We start from the raw sequence: 19,798 nt of genomic DNA, 5'->3' as shown, positions 1-19,798 counted from the left end.
GAGGGCCACGGTAGAACGTGGACCTGACAGCGGGAGTCGATGTCCGGTGACGGACCGGACGCCGGCGACGGCGGGGGAGCGGGGTGAGCATGTCGATCGAGGAGCTCGAGGCGGGCTATCAGGGGGCGCCCGGCGCCACCTTCGACCGCACACCTCCTCAGGACGTCGCTGCCGAGATGAGCGTGCTCGGCGGCATGCTGCTCTCCAAGGACGCCATCGCCGACGTCGTCGAGCAGATCCGCGGCAACGACTTCTACCGCCCCGCGCACGAGGCGGTCTACGACGCCATCATCGACCTGTACGGCCGAGGCGAGCCGGCCGACGCCATCACCGTCGTCGCCGAGCTCACCAAGCGCGGCGAGCTCGCCCGCGTCGGCGGCGCCCCGTACATCCACGACCTCATGGCCGGCGTCCCCACGGCCGCCAACGCCGGCTACTACGCCCGCATCGTGCAGGAGCGGGCCGTGCTGCGCCGCCTCGTCGAGGCCGGCACCAAGATCGTGCAGCTCGGCTACGCCACCGACGGCGGCGACGTCGAGGGCATCGTCAACACCGCGCAGGCCGAGATCTACGCCGTCACCGAGCGCAAGACCTCCGAGGACTACCTGCCGCTCGCCGAGATCATCGGCGGGACGATGGACGAGATCGAGGCCGCCGGGAACCGCGGCGAGGGCATGGTCGGCGTCCCCACCGGCTTCGCCGACCTCGACCGGCTGACGAACGGCCTGCACCCCGGGCAGATGATCGTCATCGCCGCGCGACCGGCCATGGGTAAGGCGCTCGCGCTCGACACCCCGCTGCCCACGCCCTCGGGCTGGACGACGATGGGGGACGTCGCGGTGGGCGACGAGCTGATCGCCGCCGACGGCACGCCCACGCGTGTCGTCCGGGCGACCGAGGTGATGACCGGGCGGCCGTGCTACGAGGTCGTCTTCGACGACGGCACCACGATCGTCGCCGACGCGCAGCACGAGTGGTCGACGAGCACCCGCGCCCAGCGGCGGAAGGTGCACCACGGGCAGGCGCCTGAGTCCGAGATCCGGACGACGGAGGAGATCGCCGGATCATTGCTCTGCGCGACGGCGGATCGTCGGGCGAACCACTCGATCGCGACGGCAAAGGCTCTCGATCTTCCCGACGCTGACCTTCCGCTCCACCCGTACGTGCTCGGTGTGTGGCTCGGTGACGGACACTCGTCGTCCGCACGATTCACGTCAGCAGACCCCGAGATCCCGATGCGGATCGAAGGACTCGGCTACGTCGTCGGCGAGCGCACCTCAGTTCCAGGTGCGGCCAAGCTGTACCAGCTGCAGCTGCCCGGTGACGGCCCGGTCTCCACACGACGCTGCGTCGTCTGTGGCACCGAGTTCGTGCCCAAGCTCGCCCATGTCAAGACGTGCGGACGTTCCTGCGGAGGCAAGTCGTCTGCAGTGTCGCCTCGATCTGCTGCGCCGACCTGCTCGGACTGTGGTGGGCCGAGCTCGGGTCATCGCCGGTGCATGGAATGCCACGAGCATCACGGCAGCGTCTCTGCGATCCTGCGGACCCTCGGAGTGCTGGGCGACAAGCACATCCCCGACGCGTACCTCCGAGCCAGCGAGTCGCAGCGGCGCGAGCTGCTGGCCGGGCTGCTCGACACTGACGGCACCGTGAACCGAACCGGGAGCCCGCAGTTCACCGTGACCAGCCGGAGGCTCGCCGAAGGGTTCCGCGAGCTGGTCCACAGCCTGGGCTACCGCACCGGCTGGTGGGAGAAGACGGTTCGCGGCAGGAGCGCCGGGTCGTCGGTCGCCTACACGATCACCTTCACCACCGACGACGAGGTCTTCGGACTCGAGCGCAAGCGCCTCGTGCACAAGGAGCGCCGTAGGCCTTCGACGGCGAAGCTCACGTCGCGGTTCGTCGTCGAGGTGAGGCGTATCGACTCGGTGCCTGTGCGCTGCGTGGAGATCGAGCACTCCTCGCACCTGTACCTCGCGAGCCGGTCGATGGTCCCGACGCACAACTCGACGCTGGCCATCGACATCGCGCGGGCCGCGTCGATCAAGCACGGGCAATCGTCAGTCGTCTTCTCGCTGGAGATGAGCCGCAACGAGATTACGATGCGTCTGCTGTCCGCGGAGGCGCGCGTCCACCTGCAGAAGCTGCGCAACGGCTCCATGGGCGAGGACGACTGGCAGAAGGTCGCCAAGGTGATGGGCCGGGTCTCCGAGGCGCCGATGTTCATCGACGACTCACCGAACATGTCGCTCACCGAGATCCGCGCCAAGTGCCGGCGGCTCAAGCAGAAGCACGACCTCAAGCTCGTCGTCATCGACTACCTGCAGCTCATGACCTCCGGCAAGAAGGTCGAGTCGCGACAGCAGGAGGTCTCCGAGTTCTCCCGTGCGCTCAAGCTTCTGGCGAAGGAGATCGGCGTCCCCGTCATCGCGCTGTCGCAGCTGAACCGAGGTCCCGAGCAGCGGCAGGACAAGAAGCCTGCGATGTCGGACCTTCGTGAGTCGGGATCGATCGAGCAGGACGCCGACATGGTGATCCTGCTGCACCGCGAGGACGCGTACGAGAAGGAATCGCCCCGTGCTGGCGAGGCCGACCTGATCGTCGCCAAGCACCGTAACGGCCCCACCGACACCATCACCGTCGCGTTCCAGGGCCACTACTCGCGGTTCGTCGATATGCAGTCCTGACGGGCTGTCGGTGTCGAGATGCAACCTAGATTGAGCGATCCTCCGGCTAGTTAAACTGACCGGTTCTTGACTTCGACCGACCCAAGCCTTGCTCGCGGGCAGGGTGGCGGCTTAGGGGCATCGCTCGAGGGAATGCGGCGTGCTCGGCGTCTCCCGCCGCATGCACAAGAACGTCGTGAGACGTACCCAGTCTCCGTGTTCCGCGCCAAGTCGTGGAGCCCCGCGGGACGGGTGAACGCAAGCTCGAGGTGCGTCCCGTGCGGGAACGTCTCGAGCCCGCGCCCACCAGGTGCTGAGTCCCGCTGTCAACTAACGCTGTTCTTCAGCGGCCAGACGTCGACCTGGCTGAATGTGGTCTCCCCGCCGCCGGAGTGCAGGAGGATTCCTGTGCTCAGGGCGGTTTCTCCGTCCTTGCGGGTAGGGTAGATGCGGTTGGAGAACGCCGCGGCGTCGTTGATGAAGACGTCGATGACCGAGTGGTCGACGAACACGTGGAACGTCGAGGGCTTGCCGAAGGCGGCCTCGTCGTAAGGGGCGCGCAGGAGCACGGCCTCCTCGTTGTCGAAGCCGGTGCTCGAGCTGGTCTTGTCGATGACCAGGTCGCCGTCGTCGTAGTAGATCCGGGTGATCTCCTGGTTGTCGGGTGATGCTCCGACGCCGATGCCGTAGGTCGTGCCGGTGCTGGCCGGGTCGACCTGGGCGAGGATCTCGACCTGATTGCCCTTCGCGGCCAGCCGGTGGTCACCGCTGACGACGATGTCGTTGTCGGTCGTGACGGTGCCGCGCAGGCTCTGTAGGTCCGGCAGGGCGCGCTGGCCGAGGGTCTTTCCGTCGGCGAGCAAGCGCCATTCGCGCGGCAGGCTGTAGGTGTGCGCCCAGCCGAGGTCGAGCTGCATCCTCGAGCTGGACCGTTCGTCGACGATGCCGATCCCGACGAGGTTGCCGTCCGCGTCGCGCGCGACAGCGGGTGACAGGTGCCCATGGATCACGTCCAGGGGCTTGGGCTTGGCCTCGAAGGGGGTGAACTGCATCCCGTCCCAGGTGCCGGTCCAGTAGACGCCGCGGGTGTACGGCTCGGTCAGCTTGGACACCGAGCCGCCGATGGGGTTGGCCAGGAGGATGTAGACGTCGCTGCCGTCGTGGGTGCCGAGCTTCTCGAAGACTGGCATCTCCCAGATGACCGAGCCGATGTCCATCGATCCGAACCCCACGGTGGAGAACGACGTCTGCGACCGGGTCCACTGCCCGCCGACACTCGAGGCGGTGTAGTGCGCGAGGCCTCCGCCGGTGTCCACGGCGGCACCGATGATCATGTGCCAGGTGTCGCCGTCCTGGAACAGGTACGGGTCCCGCATGTCGTTGACGCCGGTCCTGTCGAACAACCCCGCGGAGTCCTTCTTCCACGTGGCCAGGTCCGGATCGCTGCTGGTGGCCCGGGTGACTCCCGGGTCGAACGGGCCGCCGTAGTTCACCGTGGTGAAGAACGCGTACGCGGTCCCGTCGACGGACACGACGTCGCCCGACCAGATGCCCTTGGACCCCTGGCCGGTGAGGCCAGCGCCGGCGACCGCCCCGAGTTGCGCTTCACGGTCGTTGAGCTCCGGTAGGAGGGCGTCGTGCTGGTTCTTCCACGTCACTAGGTCCGCGCTGGACATGTGGCCCCAGTGCATCTGCGACTTGAACGGGCCGTTCGGGGTGCGCTGGTAGAACAGGTGGTACTTGCCGCCGTGCTCGACCAGCCCGTGGGGTTCGTTGGTCCAGTTCGCCGGCGGCATCCCGTGGAAGCGGGGCCGCAGGATGTCGTCGGCGAACCGCAGCGCCGTGACCTGCAGGGCCTCGTCCGCGGTCCCGGCGCCCTCGATGGCGGTCGCGTACTCAGCGGCAATGGTGGCCTTGTCCCGCGCGACGGTGTAGATCTTCGTGTCGTCGTACGCCGCGTCCAGGGCGTTGACGAGGAAGATGTCCATCATCTCGTCCTTGGCGGCCTTCCCGATGACCAGCGGCGTCCCGGTGGCCTGGTCGAAGGTCGACCCGACCGGGATCTCCAGGCGCGCCTCACGCGTGCCGGCGCTGCTGTCCATCTGCAGCCGCAGCTCGCCCGCCTCACCATCGACGACCGCTGCGACGTGCACCCACTCGTACAACGGAAACAACCAGGGCGCCTTGAGCGTGCGCGCCTGCCCGTCGATCGTGGCGGTGAACCACCACTCGCCGTAAGTGTTGATCCCGATGTCGAAGCCGGCGCTGTCGGTCTTCTGGTGGATGATCGAGGAGGAAGACAGCTCCTCGTAGGGCTTCTCGGTGCCGGAGGGGTAGCTCTCCAGGGCGATCCAGGTCTGCACCGTCAGCTGGGAGGTGATCGGCGCGGCGAACTCACCCGTGACCCACGTCGAGAACCCGTCGGTGCGGAAGGCGTTCCCCTGCACGCCCGGCACGCGCTCGGCCGGGTTCTTGGCCACGTGGGCGCTGAACGTCCGCTGGCCCGCGGCGTCGAGGAACTCGGTGGCACCGTTCGCCTCGTCATAGGTCAGGTGCAGCACGGGATCCGCGGCGCTGACTGCGCCGGCCGCGATCGGTCGCGGCACCCCCACGGCCGCCACCGCTGCCGCCAGCGTCGCACCGCGCAGAAATGTCCTGCGCCCCAGCACGGGCCCCGTGTCCCGGTTTGTCGGTCGCTGTTCCGTCATCGCAACAAGCTCCTTCTCATGTCGGGCTCTACTACTCGGTCATTTCAGAGCTCCGCCAGGTGTGGCGGGTTCGCCCCCGCGCGGCTCACCGTGACGGCGGCCACTCGGGACGCGAAGTCAAGGACGGCCTCGAGGGCCGTGGCGTCGGCGCGGCGCAGCGCGTCGCGTTGGTCGGACCCGGTCAGGCCGTGGCCCCGCAGCGCGGCGAGCAGACCGCTCATGAACGCGTCGCCCGCGCCCACGGTGTCGACGACGGCCACCGGCCGCGCCGGTACCTCGAGGTCCCGGCCGAGGGGGCGGACGGCGGTGGACCCGCGCCCGCCGTGGGTCACAACGACGAGGGCGCACCCCAGGTCGTTCGCCCAGGCGGAGGCGACGTCGAGCGGCTCGGCCTCCGGGTGCAGCCAGCCGAGGTCCTCCTCGCTCACCTTCACGACGTCGGCGGCGGCGACGAGCGTCTCGACACGCACTCGGACGGCATCGACGTCGCCCATGATCGACGGGCGCAGGTTGGGGTCGTACGTGATCGTCGCGAACCGCCGTACATCGTGGATCATCTGCACGAGGGTGTCTGCCGACACAGTGTCGGCCACCGCGGCGATCGAGCCGGTGTGTAGGACGCTCATGTTTCTCGCCGGCGCGGTCGTCGCGAGATGCCACTCCAGGTCGAACTCGTAGGTCGCGCCACCGTCGGCGTCGAGGCACGCGACGGCGGTCGAGGTGCGCGACGCCCCCAGCGACGCGGGCAGTATGGCGACTCCGGAGGCCTCGAGGCGGTCGACCACACCCGCGCCGGCCTGGTCACGCGCGAGCCAGGTCAGCAGCTCGACCGACCCGCCCAGCCGGGCCAGGCCGAGCGCGACGTTGGCCGGGCTTCCGCCAGGGTGGTGCGTCCGTGCGCCGCTGCCGTCCTCGACGATGTCGACGAGAGCCTCGCCCACGACCATGAACTCGCTCACGCTGTGGCGATCTCGCGCACCGTCACCTGCGTGAGCGGCGCGCTCGGGAACACCAGCTGGGTGAGCGTGGCGAGCCCGTCGCAGGCGTAGACCTCGAGAACGCACCCGTCGACGACGACAGTTAGGTCAACGGTCGCTCCCACGTCGCGCAGCGGCGCCGTGTCGACGGAGGGGAACGCCGGATGGAAGTCCGTGTCTCCGCTGCGGCGGCGGTCGCTCATAAGGGTCCGGTCAGAGGCGTCCACGGTAAGGAGGACGGTGTCGGGCCCGTCGCCGTGCAGCAGGATCTCGTGCCGCCGCCCGCTATCGGCCGGGATCTCGAGCTGGTGCACCACGAGTCCGTCGCGAGGTTCCGTCGGCAGTACGGGCCGTTGGGCGACACGGTCCCGCCCGTCCGCGGTCCGCACGAGCTCCATCTCGCGGGCCAGCGACATCGTCGACCGCCACGGGGAGGTGGGGGTGTCGTTCGCGTAGTCCCAGTTGCTCGCCCACCCGACGGTGACACGCCTGCCGTCCGTGACGCCGTTGAACGAGACGGGGGCGTAGTAGTCGCGCCCGTGGTCGAGCCAGTCGGCGTCCGACGGCCCGTCGCCCGGTCGGTCGGGGGTGAAGACGGCACCGTCGAACTCGCCGACGAAGTACTGGACGCCGGAGCCGCCGGCGACGCCGCCCGGGTTGAGGCTGACGATCATGACCCAGCGTGTGCGGTCGGTCCCGCGGACGGTCAGGGGGAACAGGTCGGGGCACTCCCAGACGCCACCGGTGGCGCGCGCGGGTCCGAACGTGGACAGGTGGTGCCACCGCTTGAGGTCGTCGGACCGGTACAGCACGACCTGGCGGTCGACGGCCTCGACGGCGATCATCACCCAGTAGCCGTCGCCGTCTGCGCCGTCGTACCAGAACACCTTGGGGTCGCGAAAGTCGGCGCTTGCCCGGTCGAGCACGGGGTTGCCCTCGTAGCGGGTCCAGGTGTGCCCATCGTCGAGGCTGTAGGCGAGGGACTGCGCCTGCCGGCCGGCGAGAGCCGGGTGCGCAGGTCGATACGCGCTCGTGTAGACCGCCACCAGCGCGGTCTGTCCGGGTCCGGCGAAGCCCGCGGTGTTCTTCTCGTCGACGACGGCGCTCCCGGAGAAGATCTCCTCGGTGTCGGTGTGCCGGATCGCGACGGGCTGCTCGGTCCAGGTCACGAGGTCGCCGGACGTCGCGTGGCCCCAGGACATGTTGCCGTGCGTGTCACCGTGCGGGTTGTTCTGGAAGAACAGGTGCCAGGTGCCGTCGTGGAACACCAGGCCGTTGGGGTCGTTCAGCCAGGTGTCGCGGGCGGTGAAGTGCGCGACCGGGCGCAGGTGCGTGGTGGCGCGATCCTGCGCCCGGTCGACGGTGGTGTCTGTCACTGATCGGTCTCCATGAAGCGGTCGTAGGCCTGCTGGTAGGTCGCGGTGACCTCGTCCACCCCGAGGCTCTGGAGCTGGGAGACGTACCCCTCCCATTCGCCGTCGATCGTGCCGTCGACGATCCAGGCGGCGAACTTCTCCTTGACGAGGGTCTTGATGTCGGTCTCTGGGTAGGAGACCTGGTCCAGCTCGTCGTTCGAGAGCAGGACCGGCGGGTACTTCTCGTTTGCCGCGAACGGCTCGTAGTACTCCTTGACGAGCTTCTGGCGGTCAGCGGCGCGGGGCTCCGGGGCGACGACGGTCTCGAAGTCCTCAGCAGTGGTGATCCGCGGTCCCATCGGCGCGACCTGCTGACGACGCTCTCCCTCGGAGGTCCCCTCCGGGGCGGGAATCTGTACCAGGAGACCGGACTCCGGGTCCTTCTCGAGGGTCACGCCGATCGGCCCCCACGCGGTTTCGGCCGACATGACGGGGTCGTAGAGCCGGTCCGCCCACCGCATCGTGGCCACCGGATACTTGTTGGCTCGCGTGATGGCCATGGCCCCGCGGCTGATCTCCTGGTTGTTGGTCACCGACGCGCGCTGCTGGCCGTCGACGCCTTGGAGGACACCCACGATCGCGTAGTCGTCCAGGCGGTCGGTACCGACCATCTCCTCGAGCTCCCACCAGAAGAACGAGCCGAGGACCGGGGTGTCGGCCTTGCCCTTGGCCAAGTAGGCGACGTCGTCCTGGGAGAAGGACTCGGGGTCGATGAGCCCGTCGGCGTACCACTCACCGAGGCCCTTGACCCCGGCGCGGTACTCGTCGGTGTTCGCGGTAAATTCGACCTTCCCGCCACGCACGATCCGGTGGTCGTTGTTCTCGGGCTGCCCGCCGAGCGCAGTGATGAGGTCCCAGGGATTGGCGGCGAACGAGTCGGGGCGGAAGCTCAGGGGGATCTCGTCCGCCTTGCCGTTGCCGTTGGGGTCCTGGGTGGCGAATGCCTCGAGCGCCTGGTGGTACTCCTCGATCGTGCGCGGCATCTCCAACCCGAGCTTGTCCAGCCAGGTCTTGTTGATGAACAGGAAGTTCGGGTACGGCAGGATGCCCAGCTCCTCCACCGACGGCAGTGTGTAGATGTGCCCGTCGGAGGCGGTGATCGCCGCCCTGATGTCGGGGCGCTCGTCGAGGATCTTCTTGAGAGTCGGGGCGTGCTCGTCGATGAGGTCTTCCAACGGCAGGAGCGTGCCGTTGGTGCCGTTGTCCACGACCTCGGCGTCGGTCAGACCCGAGTTGAACAGCACGTCCGGCAGGTCACCGGAGGCCAGCATGAGGTTCTTCTTCTCCTGGTAGACCTGGTCGGGCAGGTTCTCCCACGTGATCGCGATGTTCGTGTCCTCCTCCCACTGCTGGACGAGCTCCATCTCGGAGTAGTCCGGAGCAAGGGCGGACTTCGACCCGCCAAAGCTCAGGGTGAGGGTCTTGTCGACGATCGGGAGCCCTTCGGCGTTGAGCCCGTAGTCGGCGGACGCGTCCTCGATCTCGGTGGCCTGCTCCGAACCGCCGCTGCAGGCGGCCAGGGCCAGCAGGGTGACGGTCGTGACGGCAGGGATGACAAAACGGCGGTGTCTCATCGGTTCGCTCCTCGCGATTGCCATGGTGAATAAACGGAATGTCAGCTCTTGACGGCGCCGAGCAGGGCGCCCTTGGTGAAGTGTTTCTGCATGAAGGGCAGCGCGACGAGCAACGGAATCGTGGAGATGACGATCATTCCGTACTTCATCAGCTCGCCCATGCGCTGTGCTGCCGCATAGGAATCGACGGCTCCCGCCCCTCCGGAAGCGGAGACCTCCGACTGGATCAAGATGTTCCGCAGCACGAGCTGCAGCGGGTACTTGTTCTCGTCGTCGAGGAAGATCAGCGCGTCGAAGAACGCGTTCCAGTTCGCCACGAGGTGGATCATGACCATCAGGGCGATCAACGGCTTCGACAGCGGCAGGACGATCCGCCAGAAGAAACGGAAGTCGTTCGCGCCGTCGAGCTGGGCGGCGTCACGTAGTTCGTCGGGGACGTTGCTCTCGAAGAATGTGCGGGCGATGATCAGGTTCCACACGCCTACCGCGCCCGGTAGGACGACGGCCCACATGGTGTTGAGCATCCCCAGTTCCTGCACCACTAGGTACCGGGCGATGAGGCCTCCGTCGATGAACATCGTGATGACGAACAGCAGCATGAAGAACGTGCGGCCGAAAAGGTCGCGGCGGGAGAGCGCGTAGGCGCCGCAGAGGATCGTGGCGACGCTGATCGCCGTCCCGACCACCGTGTAGAGCACGGAGTTGGCGAAGCCGCGCAGGATGCCCGGGTCGGACAGAATCCGGGCGTAGCCCTCGAAGGTGAGCCCTCGGGGCCACAGCCACACGTCGCCGTTGAGGATCGCGGACGGCTCGCTGACCGACGCGACGACGACGAAGTACAGCGGGTAGAGGATCACGAGGATCGCGCACAGCAGCGTGACGGTCACGACGATCGTGAAGGCTCGGTCGGCACCGGACTCGCGTTGCCGGCGGTGCCGGGTGCGCGGTGTGCTCGCGGCCGCGGCCGGCTCCGTCTCCTCGATGGGGGGATGGATGGTTGTCATGGCGTCATCACCACAGGCTCGTCTTGTTGGCCCGCCGCGCGACCCAGTTGAAGGTCAGCAGGAGGGCGAGGTTGATGAGGGAGTTGAAGAGCCCGATCGCGGCGGAGTAGCTGAACTGGGCGCCCTGCAGACCGGTCTTGTACACGTAGGTCTGGATGACTTCGGATGTCGGGAGGTTGAGGTCGGTCTGCATCAGCAGGACCTTTTCGAATCCGAGGTTGAAGAGATTTCCGATGGCCAAGATGAACAGGATCGTAATCACGGGCAGGATGCCGGGGATGTCGATGTGCCACATCCGCTGCCATTTGTTCGCCCCGTCGACCCGCGCGGCCTCGTGCAGCGCCGGGTCGATCGCCGTCAGTGCAGCCAGGTAGACGATCATCGAGAACCCGGCGTTCTGCCAGATGTCCGACCCGATGTAGAGAGGGCGGAACCATTCGGGTGATCCCATGAAGAAGACCGGGTCGCCGCCGAACGCGGTGATCGCGTTGTTGACGATCCCTGACCGCGGTGAGAAGAGCAGGTAGATCATGCCCACGACCACGACGACGGAGATGAACGACGGCGCGTAGAGCACGGTCTGCGTGAACTTCTTGAACCGATCGCTCGCCAGCTGGTTCACGATCAGCGCGAGGATGATCGGCACGGGAAAGGCGATGAGCAGGCCGAGTGCGTTCACGGTCAGGGTGTTCACCATGAGGCGCTCGAACTGGAACGACTCGATGAAGCGGGTGAAGTGTTCCAGCCCGACCCACGGGCTGCCCGTGAATCCGTCCACCGGGTTGTAGTCCCGGAAGGCGATCTGTGCGCCGAACATCGGCCAGTACTTGAAGACCAGGACGTAGGCGACGGCGGGGGCAAGTAGTACGTATAACTGCCAGGACCTCAGCGCGCGCCGCCACCAGGCCGTGCGGCGCGCGACGGGCCTCGCCGAGGCCTCTGCTTGAGCTGTCATTCGTGCACCTTCGCACTCGCCACCGATCCCCGAGGGACCAGTGAGCACTCGATGGGATGGTTGTTCGTCTTCCCGGAGGGCGCTCCGAGAAGGGTTTCCAGGGCGCTGCGCGCCATCTGCTCGAACGGCAGCGCGACGGTCGTCAGCCCCGGGTCCAGGTAGGGCGCGAGCGTCTCCTGGTCGTCGAAGCCGACGATCGAGCAGTCGTCGGGAACTTGTAGCCCGAGGGCCTCGAGGGCGCGGTAGGCCCCCCAGGCGGTCCGGTCGTTGCCGCAGAAGATCGCGGTCGGCACGACGGGACCCTCCATGAGATCGCGAGTGAGGGCGAGGCCGTCCTCGACTACGCCGCCCCCGTACCGGACGAACCGTTCGTCGAACTCCACGCCGGCCTCGTCCAGCGCCCTGCGGTACCCGGCCATTCGGCCGATACCGGCGGGCAGGTCGCTTTCGGGGGGCTGGATGTTGATCATCGCGATCCGGGTGTGACCGGCGTCGAGCAGGTGCTGCGTGGCGGTGTAGCCGCCGCGCTCCTCGTCAGGGAAGAAGCTCGGCACCGCGCCGTCCGACTCCCTCGCGTTGAGGACGACCGCCGGGATGTCCTGCAGGGCGGCGGGAAGCTGCACCACCCGGTGGTACATCGATCCGTACACGACGCCACGCACGCGGTAGGAGCGCATCATGTCGATCGCCGCCTTCTCGAGCGCGTCGTCGCCGAAGGAGTCGACGCTCAAGATCACGTGCCCGGTCTCCCAGGCCAGTTCCTGAGCCCCCTTCAGAAGGCGGCCCGCGAACGGCGCGCTGGCGACCTCGTCCGAGATGAAGCCGATCAGGCCGGACTCCCCGCTACGCAGCGACTTGGCGAACGCGTTGGTGCGGTAGTCCAGGTCGCGCACCGCGTCCATGATCCGTTTCCGAGTAGCGTCTGATACTCGCCCTCGCCCGCCGCCGTTGAGGACCAGGGACACGGACGCCTGCGAGACGCCGGCACGGCTGGCGACGTCCCACATGGTCGGCTGCTTGGAAGAACCGTTCACGCTGCGCGGCATCGCCATCACCTCCTCGTGTGCGGGCACCGATCCCGGGGGTCATGCGTATAACCTTCGGCGCTGCCCGGAACAGTAGGAGCGTGGCACGGGTCGTGTCAACACCCGTTCTCTGCATCCCGCCCATCGCGCGCGTGTTCGGCGCCCCACAGGGGAAGGCACGAGGCCCTGGTCTCCACCGCGCACGCGGAGCCAACGGCTTGACGGCACTCGAAGATCGATGGCATCTTGTGCCAAAACGTTCTGCCAGAACGTTTTGGCACCTGCTTCGTCTGCACACCTCGGAGGAGAACGGCGATGACGCCCATCAACCACAGGCGGAGGAGAGCCCTGCGCGTGGCGCCGACGGCCGCGGCCGCGGTGCTTGCGCTCGGTCTGGGCGGGTGCGGCGCCGGAAGCGTGGCGAGCTCCTCCGGCGACACGCTGACGGTTCTGGTCGAGGGCGGCGGCAAGGCCGTCCTCATGCCCATCGCGAAGGAGTTCGAGGCAGAGACCGGTACGTCCGTCACCTTCGTGGAACTGCCCTACGACTCGCTCTACGAGCGCCTCAACACCGAGCTCTCCGCCGACCAGGTCAGCTTCGACGTGGCCGCTCTCGACGCTCCCTGGCTCAGTTACTTCAGCCCGGGGTTGCTTCCGCTCGACGACATGTTCACCGACGACGTCAAGGGCGACCTCTTCCCGTCCCTCGTCCAGGAGGCCCAGGTGGGCGGGCACTTCGTCGGGATGCCGGCCTGGACCAATGCCGAGATCCTCTACTACCGCACGGACCTCTTCTCGGATCCGCAGCAGCGGAGGGCGTTCAAGGCCGAGTACGGGCGCGAGCTTGCTCCCCCCACCACGTGGGACGAGTACCGCGAGGTCGCCGAGTTCTTCACGCAGGACACCGACGGGGATGGCGCCGTCGACCTTCACGGTACGGACGTCAAGGGAGCGGTCGAGACCGAGTGGCTGTCCCTCGTCCTGCAGGCGGGTGCGAAGAACGTGGTCCTCGACGACGACGGCCGCATCGTCATCGACGACGCATTTCACAAGGCCGCGCTCGACGCCTACGTCGCCCCCATCGAGGACGGGTCCGCGCCGGCCGGGGCCTCGCAGTTCGACTGGGCGACGTCGCAGAACCTCTTCAACCAGGGGCAGCTCGCCATGTCCCGGTTCTGGGCGCACGCTTACACGCAGGTCCCCGAGGACTCACCGGTGCACGGCCACGTCGGCGTCACGACCATGCCCGCCGGCCCGGGAGGGGCGGCTGCGGTCCCCGGGGCCTGGTACCTGTCCGTGCCCCGGGCGGCGGCGCACCAGGAGGCCGCCCAAGAGTTCGTGCAGTTCGCGTTCGACCACAACGAGCTCGGACTGGATTCCGACCTCGGCCTCGCGGCCACGATCCCGGCACTCGAGGCGGGCGCGGCGGAGGGCCGCGAGAACCTCAGTGCCCTGACCAGCGCACTGGACGAACCTGGCAGCGCCCCGCGCCCGGCTACCGACCACTGGCAGGAGATCGTCGACTCCGTCCTGATCCCGATGCTGCAGGAAGCAACGACCCAGGCGAAGTCCGGGACCGTCAACACCCAGGCGCTGCTCGACCGCGCCGCGAAGCAGATCGAGACGATCGTCGGCTGACGCCGGCCGTACTCACCGAAAGGTTTCGCTGTGCGACTGACAGACCGCCGCTACGCCCTGCTGCTCGCGGCGCCCGCTGCTCTCTTCCTCCTCGCTTTCGTCGCCTGGCCGCTCGTGCGGCTGGTGTACGACAGCCTCTTCGACATCCAGCCGATCGCCGGGGCCCGCGAGTTCATCGGCCTCGACAACTACGCGCGGATCTTCGTCAGCCCGGACTTCCTCGGCGCTGCCGGACGAACCGCCGCCTACACCGTCATCGTGGTCGTCTTCGAGTTCGTGTTGGGCTTCGCGGTCGCCCTGCTCTTCACCGCGCTCGGGAAGCGCTCGGCCCTCTTCCGCACGATCTTCCTCTACCCGCTGATGATCGCTCCGGTGGTCGCGGGTCTGCTCTGGCGGTTCCTGCTGATGGACAACATCGGCATCGTCAACGACCTGCTGTACCGCGTCGGGCTGCTCTCCTCGCCGGGAGACATCGGGTGGCTGTCGGATCCGGACATCGTCCTGTGGTCAGTCGCCATCCCGGACATCTGGCTGACCACGTCCTTCATGACCCTCGTCCTGTTCGCCGGGCTGCAGAACGTCCCGGGCGATGTCCTGGAGGCCGCCCGCCTCGACGGCGCCAGGTTCCCCACCCTGCTCGCGCGGATCATCATCCCCCTGCTCCGCCCGGTCATCGCCGTCGCTCTGATCGTGCGGGGCATCGACGCCGCGAAGGCGTTCGACATCATCCTCATCCAGACCGGAGGCGGACCGCAGAACGCCTCCCAGACCCTGTCCCTGCTGATCCACCAGACGATGGTCCGCTACGGGGACCCCGGCCAGGCGTCCGCGATGGGCACCGTGTATCTCCTCGCGATGATGCTCGTCGCCGGCCTCGCCGTCTGGTTCATCTGGCGACCTGGAGCTCAGTCATGACCGGCCTCACCGCCCGCCGCCCCGCCACCCGGGCCCTGCTGTGGATCCTGCTGGCCGTCACGGTGGTGCTCTACGCGTTCCCGTTCCTCTACCTGCTGCTGACCAGCTTCAAGAATCCGTTCGAGACGCTGGCCGTCCCGCCGCGGATCCTGCCGTCCGACTGGACCGTCGACAACTACGTCACGGCCCTGGAGCGCACCGGTGTCGTCGCGTCGTTCGTCAACAGCACGACGACGGCGGTGGTGTCGACGGCGCTGTGCCTGCTGCTCGCGGTCCCCGCGGCGTACGCCATCACTCGGTTCCGGACCCGCAGCGGGCAGCTCCTGTCGATGACGTCGCTGGTGACCCGCATGGTGCCGCCGGTCGCGGTCGGCGTGCCCCTGACGTCGATGATCGCGGCGATGCACCTAACGGACACGCCGACCGGGCTGGCGATCGCCCACACGACCGTGTCCCTCCCGCTGTCCATCCTGCTGATGGCGAGCTTCTTCGAGGCCGTGCCCGTGGAGATCGAGGAGGCGGCGAAGGTCGACGGCTGCGGTCGCCTGCGCGTCCTGTGGTCCGTTGTACTGCCCGTGGTCTCCGGAGGCGTGGCCGTCGCGGCGATCTTCGCGTTCCTCGCGTCGTGGAATGAGTTTCTCTTTGCGACGCTGCTCACCTCGGTCCGGGCGCAGACGACGCCGATCATGATCGCCAACTTCCAGACCCAGTTCGGGCTCGACTGGGGTCCGATGACGGCGCTGGCGACGCTCTACTCGGTCCCGGTGATCATCCTGACCATCTTCCTGCAGCGACGTATCGTCGCAGGCCTGACCCTCGGTGCCGTCAAGGGCTGAGCAGGGCCGCACCGGACGCGCACGAGAGAGACGACACATGAACAGCACCAACCGCTACGACGTCACGACGTGGCCCGTCGGGAACCCGTACGAGGACCTCGGCGAGGTCATCAACAGCATCATCGGCGACGTCAAGAGCCGGCAGACCGCGACGGACGTGCGCGACGGCGGGAAGCCGGGAGCCGTGATCTCCATCCCTCCCGGCGACTACCGCCTGCGCACGCAGGTGGTCATTGACCTCAGCTACCTGAGGATCGAGGGCTCCGGGCACGGCTTCACGTCGTCGAGCATCCGCTTCAACGTGCCGGAGGACGAATGGTCCGGCCTGCACGAGCTGTGGCCCGGGGGCAGCCGCGTCCTCGTCGACATCCCGCTCGACGAGGAGGCCACCGAGGCCGACGGCGCCGCCTTCTACGTGGAGCGGGCGGGAGACCCCCGGATCAGCTCGGTTGAGTTCGCCAACTTCTGCATCGACGGTCTGCACTTCGAGCCGGACGGCTCCGGGATGCACCCCGAGAACACGTACCGGAACGGCAAGACCGGCATCTACGTGGCGAGCGCGAACGACTCCTTCCGCGTCACCGGCATGGGGCTCGTCTACCTCGAGCACGGACTGACCATCTGTCACGCCGACGCGCTCTCCGTCCACGACAACTTCGTCGCGGAGTGCGGCAGCTGCATCGAGCTGCGGGGATGGGGCCAGGCCTCCAAGGTCACCGACAACCTGGTCGGCGCAGGCGCCAAGGGACGTTCGATCTTCGCCGAGAACCACGGCGGCCTCCTGGTCACCGCGAACAACGTCTTCCCTCGAGGTGCGAGCAGCGTCGAGCTCCACGGGGTCACGCGGTCGAGCGTCACCAACAACCGGCTGCACTCGTTCTACCCGGGAATGGTGGTCCTCGACGCCGGCTGCTCGGAGAACCTCGTGGCCTCGAACCACGTCCTGCGCGACCACGAGCCCTGGGCTCCGTTCCTCGGCGTCGACAACGGCCTGGACGACACCTACGGCCTCGTCCGCATCGATGGCGAGGACAACTCCGTTATCGGCAACCACTTCTCGGAGATCGTCGACTCCCGGAAGATCGTGCCATCGGGCGCGACACCCGTCGTCGTCCGTCTCGTGTCGGGCGGCGGCAACCACGTCGCCAACAACCACGTCGTGGCCAAGGACGTCCGTGCCGCGACGGGTGACTCGGCGTTCTCCGCACAGGTGGACGCGCTGCTGACGATCGAGGCGGCACGGCGGCTCCCGGTCACGACCGTCCAGGTCGACAGTGGGTCCGTCCGCAACACGGTCCTCGACTCCGGGGACGAGGCGCAGGTCGTGATGGACCGGTCGGTCAACGCCTTCCGGCCCACGCCGACGGTCGCCGGCTAGCTCCCCGTCCAGCCACGAGAGGAGGCGAAGAGATGAAGCAGCGCCGAGTGACGATCAAGCAGGTCGCGGCAGAAGCCGGCGTGTCCATCACGACCGTCTCGCACATCCTCAACGACGTGCCGGGCGTGCGGGCCAAGGAGGCGACCCGTCAGCGGGTCCAGGAGACCGCCGCGCGGCTGGGGTACGTGCCCAACCGGCTCGCGCAGTCCCTGCGCACCCAGCGGTCCAACACCATCGGCCTGATCGGGGACGAGATCGCGACCACGCCGTTCGCCGGCAAGCTGATCCTCGGCGCGCAGGATGTCGCCCTCTCGCGGGAGGCCGTCGTGCTCGTGGTGTCCACCGGGTACCAGCGTGACGTGGAGAACCGGGAGATCGAGGAGCTGCTCCGCCGTCAGGTGGACGGGATCCTCTACGCCTCGATGTTCCACCGCCGGGTCGAGCTGCCCCCGCAGCTCGCCTCCGTCCCCACGGTGTTCGTGAACGCCGAGTGCACCACCCCCGGCGTGCCGTGGGTCGTGCCCGACGAGGTGGCCGGCGGCCGGGACGCCGCCGAGGTGCTCCTCGACGCCGGTCACCGGCGGCTGGCCTTCATCAACAACATCGACGACATCCCTGCGTCGGCCGGGCGTCTCGACGGGTTCCGGGCGCGCCTCGCGGACGGGGGAGTACCCGACGACGACGTGGCGGTCGTGGCCGCGGAGTCCGACGCGACCGGCGGGTACGAGGCCGCCAGCGCCCTCCTGGCCCGCGAGCGGCGGCCCACGGCGATCTTCTGCTTCAACGACCGCGTCGCGATGGGCGCGTACCGGGCGGCCGCCGAGCGGGGGCTCCGCATCCCCGAGGACGTGTCGGTCGTCGGGTTCGACAACCAGGAGTACGTCGCCGACGGCATCCACCCGGGACTCACGACCGTCGAGCTGCCGCACTTCGACATGGGCGTCTGGGCCGCCGAGCGCCTGTTCGACCGGATCGACGGCGCGAGCGGGGACGCTCCGTCCGCACAGCTGCGCGGGCCCGTCGTCCGCCGCGGATCGGTCGCCCCACCCTCCGACTGACGCTCACATCCGTGACGCGCCGACCCTGAAAGGCTTCACATCGATGTCGCACGCCCTGTCCGATGCCTGGACCTGGGACATGTGGTTCGCCGACGACGGTGACTGTTACCACGCCTTCTACCTCAAGGCCTCCCGCGCGCTCGGCGACCCTGATCGGCGTCACTTCTATGTCACCGTGGGCCATGCCGTCTCGTCCGACCTCCACACCTGGCACGAGGTAGCCGACGCGCTGATCGCCTCGGACCAGCCGGCCTTCGACGACTTCACCACCTGGACGGGATCCGTCGTCAAGGATCCGGATGGCGTCTGGCGGATGTTCTACACCGGCACGACCCGGGCCGAGAACGCGACCGTCCAGCGCATCGGCGTCGCGACCTCGAGCGACCTCTACACCTGGACCAAGGCGGGCGCCGACGCGCTGTGCGAGGCTGACCCGCGGTGGTATGAGAAGTATGACGGCGTGAGCTGGCCCGACGAGGCATGGCGTGACCCGTGGGTGTTCTCCGACGGGGACGAGTGGCACATGCTGATCACGGCGCGCGCGAGGGAGGGCGACACGGACGACCGAGGGGTCATTGGGCACGCGACTTCCCCCGATCTCACGACATGGACGGTGCAGGCGCCGCTCTCGAAGCCTGGAGCCGGGTTCGGACACCTCGAGGTGCCGCAGCTCGCGACCGTCGACGGACGTCAGGTGCTCGTCTTCTCCTCGCTGCACGGGGAGCTGACGCGCGCGAGGCGAGACGCAGGAGAGCGTGGTGGTGTGTGGTCCGTCCCTGTCGACAGCGCGACCGGCCCCTACGACATCGCCGCCGCGACCCGCCTGACCGACGAGTCGCTATATGCCGGCCGACTGCTGCAGGACCGCGACGGTGCCTGGTGGCTCTTCGCGTTCCACCACGTCGACGCCGATGGGGCGTTCGTCGGGTCGTTGTCCGATCCCATGCCCGTGGGGTGGGCGGCGAATGGAGGGCTCCATGTGACCGACGGGCGCTTCGATCATCTCGCATGACATGTCTCTGGCGTGTCAGCCCGGTGATTTCTTTGGACCGCTTGTCGCACACTGGCACGTCATCGCACGTTGCGTATCCTCCGCCACCTCCGCTCAGGCCGGTCAAAGGACCGCGCCCATGCGCGCGCCACTTGCCCCAGGCAATGACGCGCTGAGCTTCGGGGTACGTCGTCCCGTCGTCCGCCGTGCACCGGCAGGGTCCGGGGGTATGCCAGTGCGATGATGGCGAAGAAGTCCTCCAGATTCATGTGGGTGTCGACGGTGCTGGAGACGCCGATGGGACTGCTGCACGGATAGGTGACACCTGACCTGTGGTGCCTGCGGGTGCTGCTGGAAGGATGTGTCCCGTGCCCAGACCCCATCCCAAGGAGTTCCGCGACGACGTCGTGGCGATCGCCCGCCAGGGAGAGACCCCGATCAAGCAGGTCGCGAAGGACTTCGGAATCAGCGAGTCGTGCCTGCGCAACTGGCTGCACCGCGCTGATGTCGAAGGCGGCGCCAAGCCCGGTGTGACCGCGTCGGAGTCGGCCGAGCTGCGCGAGGCGCGTAAGCGGGTGCGCCTGCTGGAGCAGGAGAACGAGGTGCTGCGCCGTGCGGCGGCATACTTCGCGCAGGCACACCTGCCGGGAAAATGACC

At 68.0% G+C, this 19,798-nt stretch carries 15 protein-coding genes; 8 read left to right on the top strand and 7 right to left on the bottom strand.

The genetic code is table 11. The features are described 5' to 3' along the window. Window positions 1-89: 89 nt before the first annotated feature. Window positions 90-2,687: a replicative DNA helicase gene (gene dnaB, locus ACFCZN_RS01570; RefSeq protein WP_429763212.1), complete on the top strand. Its 2,598-nt coding sequence runs from the start codon at window positions 90-92 to the stop codon at window positions 2,685-2,687. A gap of 305 nt (window positions 2,688-2,992) precedes the next feature. Here the strand turns inward: dnaB and ACFCZN_RS01565 are convergent, their stop codons facing one another. The 7 genes from ACFCZN_RS01565 to ACFCZN_RS01535 all read right to left on the bottom strand — a co-directional run bounded on the left by ACFCZN_RS01565 (window position 2,993) and on the right by ACFCZN_RS01535 (window position 12,345). Further along, complete coding sequence (locus ACFCZN_RS01565) at window positions 2,993-5,278, bottom strand: GH32 C-terminal domain-containing protein (protein ID WP_430555600.1); 2,286 nt, start codon at window positions 5,276-5,278, stop codon at window positions 2,993-2,995. 140 nt (window positions 5,279-5,418) lie between these two features. Further along, a complete protein-coding gene (locus ACFCZN_RS01560) occupies window positions 5,419-6,333 on the bottom strand; it encodes a carbohydrate kinase family protein (protein WP_429762835.1) in 915 nt (304 codons plus the stop codon). After that, a complete protein-coding gene (locus tag ACFCZN_RS01555) occupies window positions 6,330-7,727 on the bottom strand; it encodes a glycoside hydrolase family 32 protein (protein WP_429762836.1) in 1,398 nt (465 codons plus the stop codon). Before ACFCZN_RS01555 ends, ACFCZN_RS01560 begins: the two co-directional genes overlap by 4 nt. Next, window positions 7,724-9,340, bottom strand: a complete 1,617-nt coding sequence (locus ACFCZN_RS01550; RefSeq protein WP_429762837.1) for an ABC transporter substrate-binding protein — start codon at window positions 9,338-9,340, stop codon at window positions 7,724-7,726. The genes ACFCZN_RS01555 and ACFCZN_RS01550 overlap by 4 nt, the downstream gene beginning before the upstream one ends. Window positions 9,341-9,381: 41 nt before the next feature. Next, window positions 9,382-10,344, bottom strand: coding sequence for a carbohydrate ABC transporter permease (locus ACFCZN_RS01545; RefSeq protein WP_430555599.1), 963 nt, complete (start codon window positions 10,342-10,344; stop codon window positions 9,382-9,384). A 7-nt stretch (window positions 10,345-10,351) separates the two neighbouring features. Further along, window positions 10,352-11,299 carry an ABC transporter permease gene (locus ACFCZN_RS01540; RefSeq protein WP_429762839.1) on the bottom strand — a complete coding sequence of 316 codons (948 nt, stop codon included), beginning with the start codon at window positions 11,297-11,299 and terminating at the stop codon, window positions 10,352-10,354. Further along, window positions 11,296-12,345, bottom strand: coding sequence for a LacI family DNA-binding transcriptional regulator (locus tag ACFCZN_RS01535; protein WP_429762840.1), 1,050 nt, complete (start codon window positions 12,343-12,345; stop codon window positions 11,296-11,298). The genes ACFCZN_RS01540 and ACFCZN_RS01535 overlap by 4 nt, the downstream gene beginning before the upstream one ends. A 294-nt stretch (window positions 12,346-12,639) precedes the next feature. Between ACFCZN_RS01535 and ACFCZN_RS01530 the strand changes: the two genes are divergently transcribed. The 7 genes from ACFCZN_RS01530 to ACFCZN_RS01500 all read left to right on the top strand — a co-directional run bounded on the left by ACFCZN_RS01530 (window position 12,640) and on the right by ACFCZN_RS01500 (window position 19,796). Beyond that, window positions 12,640-13,962: an extracellular solute-binding protein gene (locus ACFCZN_RS01530; RefSeq protein ID WP_430555598.1), complete on the top strand. Its 1,323-nt coding sequence runs from the start codon at window positions 12,640-12,642 to the stop codon at window positions 13,960-13,962. A 30-nt stretch (window positions 13,963-13,992) separates the two neighbouring features. Beyond that, on the top strand, window positions 13,993-14,877 hold the full coding sequence (locus tag ACFCZN_RS01525) for a carbohydrate ABC transporter permease (protein WP_429762842.1): 885 nt from the start codon (window positions 13,993-13,995) through the stop codon (window positions 14,875-14,877). Further along, a complete protein-coding gene (locus ACFCZN_RS01520; protein ID WP_429762843.1) occupies window positions 14,874-15,713 on the top strand; it encodes a carbohydrate ABC transporter permease in 840 nt (279 codons plus the stop codon). Before ACFCZN_RS01525 ends, ACFCZN_RS01520 begins: the two co-directional genes overlap by 4 nt. Before the next feature lie 37 nt (window positions 15,714-15,750). Next, a complete protein-coding gene (locus ACFCZN_RS01515) occupies window positions 15,751-17,091 on the top strand; it encodes a NosD domain-containing protein (RefSeq protein ID WP_429762845.1) in 1,341 nt (446 codons plus the stop codon). 32 nt (window positions 17,092-17,123) lie between these two features. After that, on the top strand, window positions 17,124-18,149 hold the full coding sequence (locus tag ACFCZN_RS01510) for a LacI family DNA-binding transcriptional regulator (protein WP_429762846.1): 1,026 nt from the start codon (window positions 17,124-17,126) through the stop codon (window positions 18,147-18,149). A gap of 43 nt (window positions 18,150-18,192) precedes the next feature. Then, on the top strand, window positions 18,193-19,161 hold the full coding sequence (locus ACFCZN_RS01505; RefSeq protein ID WP_430555597.1) for a glycosyl hydrolase family 32: 969 nt from the start codon (window positions 18,193-18,195) through the stop codon (window positions 19,159-19,161). 347 nt (window positions 19,162-19,508) lie between these two features. Continuing rightward, window positions 19,509-19,796 (top strand): transposase, encoded by a 288-nt coding sequence (locus ACFCZN_RS01500; protein WP_429762850.1) that lies wholly within the window; start codon window positions 19,509-19,511, stop codon window positions 19,794-19,796. The last annotated feature ends 2 nt before the right edge of the window (window positions 19,797-19,798 follow it).

This window comes from Isoptericola sp. NPDC056134, assembly GCF_042264825.1.
Taxonomy (GTDB): domain Bacteria; phylum Actinomycetota; class Actinomycetes; order Actinomycetales; family Cellulomonadaceae; genus Isoptericola; species Isoptericola nanjingensis.
The sequence above is the reverse complement of the archived record's forward strand: the minus strand, read 5'-3'. Positions and strand labels throughout refer to the sequence as shown.

What these genes read in the sequence shown, in the direction of transcription:
- ACFCZN_RS01510 (WP_429762846.1), top strand. Translation starts at nt 17,124, where the DNA reads ATGAAGCAGCGCCGAGTGACGATCAAGCAGGTCGCGGCAGAAGCCGGC.
- ACFCZN_RS01550 (WP_429762837.1), bottom strand. Translation starts at nt 9,340, where the DNA reads ATGAGACACCGCCGTTTTGTCATCCCTGCCGTCACGACCGTCACCCTG.
- ACFCZN_RS01515 (WP_429762845.1), top strand. Translation starts at nt 15,751, where the DNA reads ATGAACAGCACCAACCGCTACGACGTCACGACGTGGCCCGTCGGGAAC.
- ACFCZN_RS01530 (WP_430555598.1), top strand. Translation starts at nt 12,640, where the DNA reads ATGACGCCCATCAACCACAGGCGGAGGAGAGCCCTGCGCGTGGCGCCG.
- ACFCZN_RS01535 (WP_429762840.1), bottom strand. Translation starts at nt 12,345, where the DNA reads ATGCCGCGCAGCGTGAACGGTTCTTCCAAGCAGCCGACCATGTGGGAC.
- ACFCZN_RS01540 (WP_429762839.1), bottom strand. Translation starts at nt 11,299, where the DNA reads ATGACAGCTCAAGCAGAGGCCTCGGCGAGGCCCGTCGCGCGCCGCACG.
- ACFCZN_RS01545 (WP_430555599.1), bottom strand. Translation starts at nt 10,344, where the DNA reads ATGACAACCATCCATCCCCCCATCGAGGAGACGGAGCCGGCCGCGGCC.
- ACFCZN_RS01505 (WP_430555597.1), top strand. Translation starts at nt 18,193, where the DNA reads ATGTCGCACGCCCTGTCCGATGCCTGGACCTGGGACATGTGGTTCGCC.
- ACFCZN_RS01520 (WP_429762843.1), top strand. Translation starts at nt 14,874, where the DNA reads ATGACCGGCCTCACCGCCCGCCGCCCCGCCACCCGGGCCCTGCTGTGG.
- dnaB (WP_429763212.1), top strand. Translation starts at nt 90, where the DNA reads ATGTCGATCGAGGAGCTCGAGGCGGGCTATCAGGGGGCGCCCGGCGCC.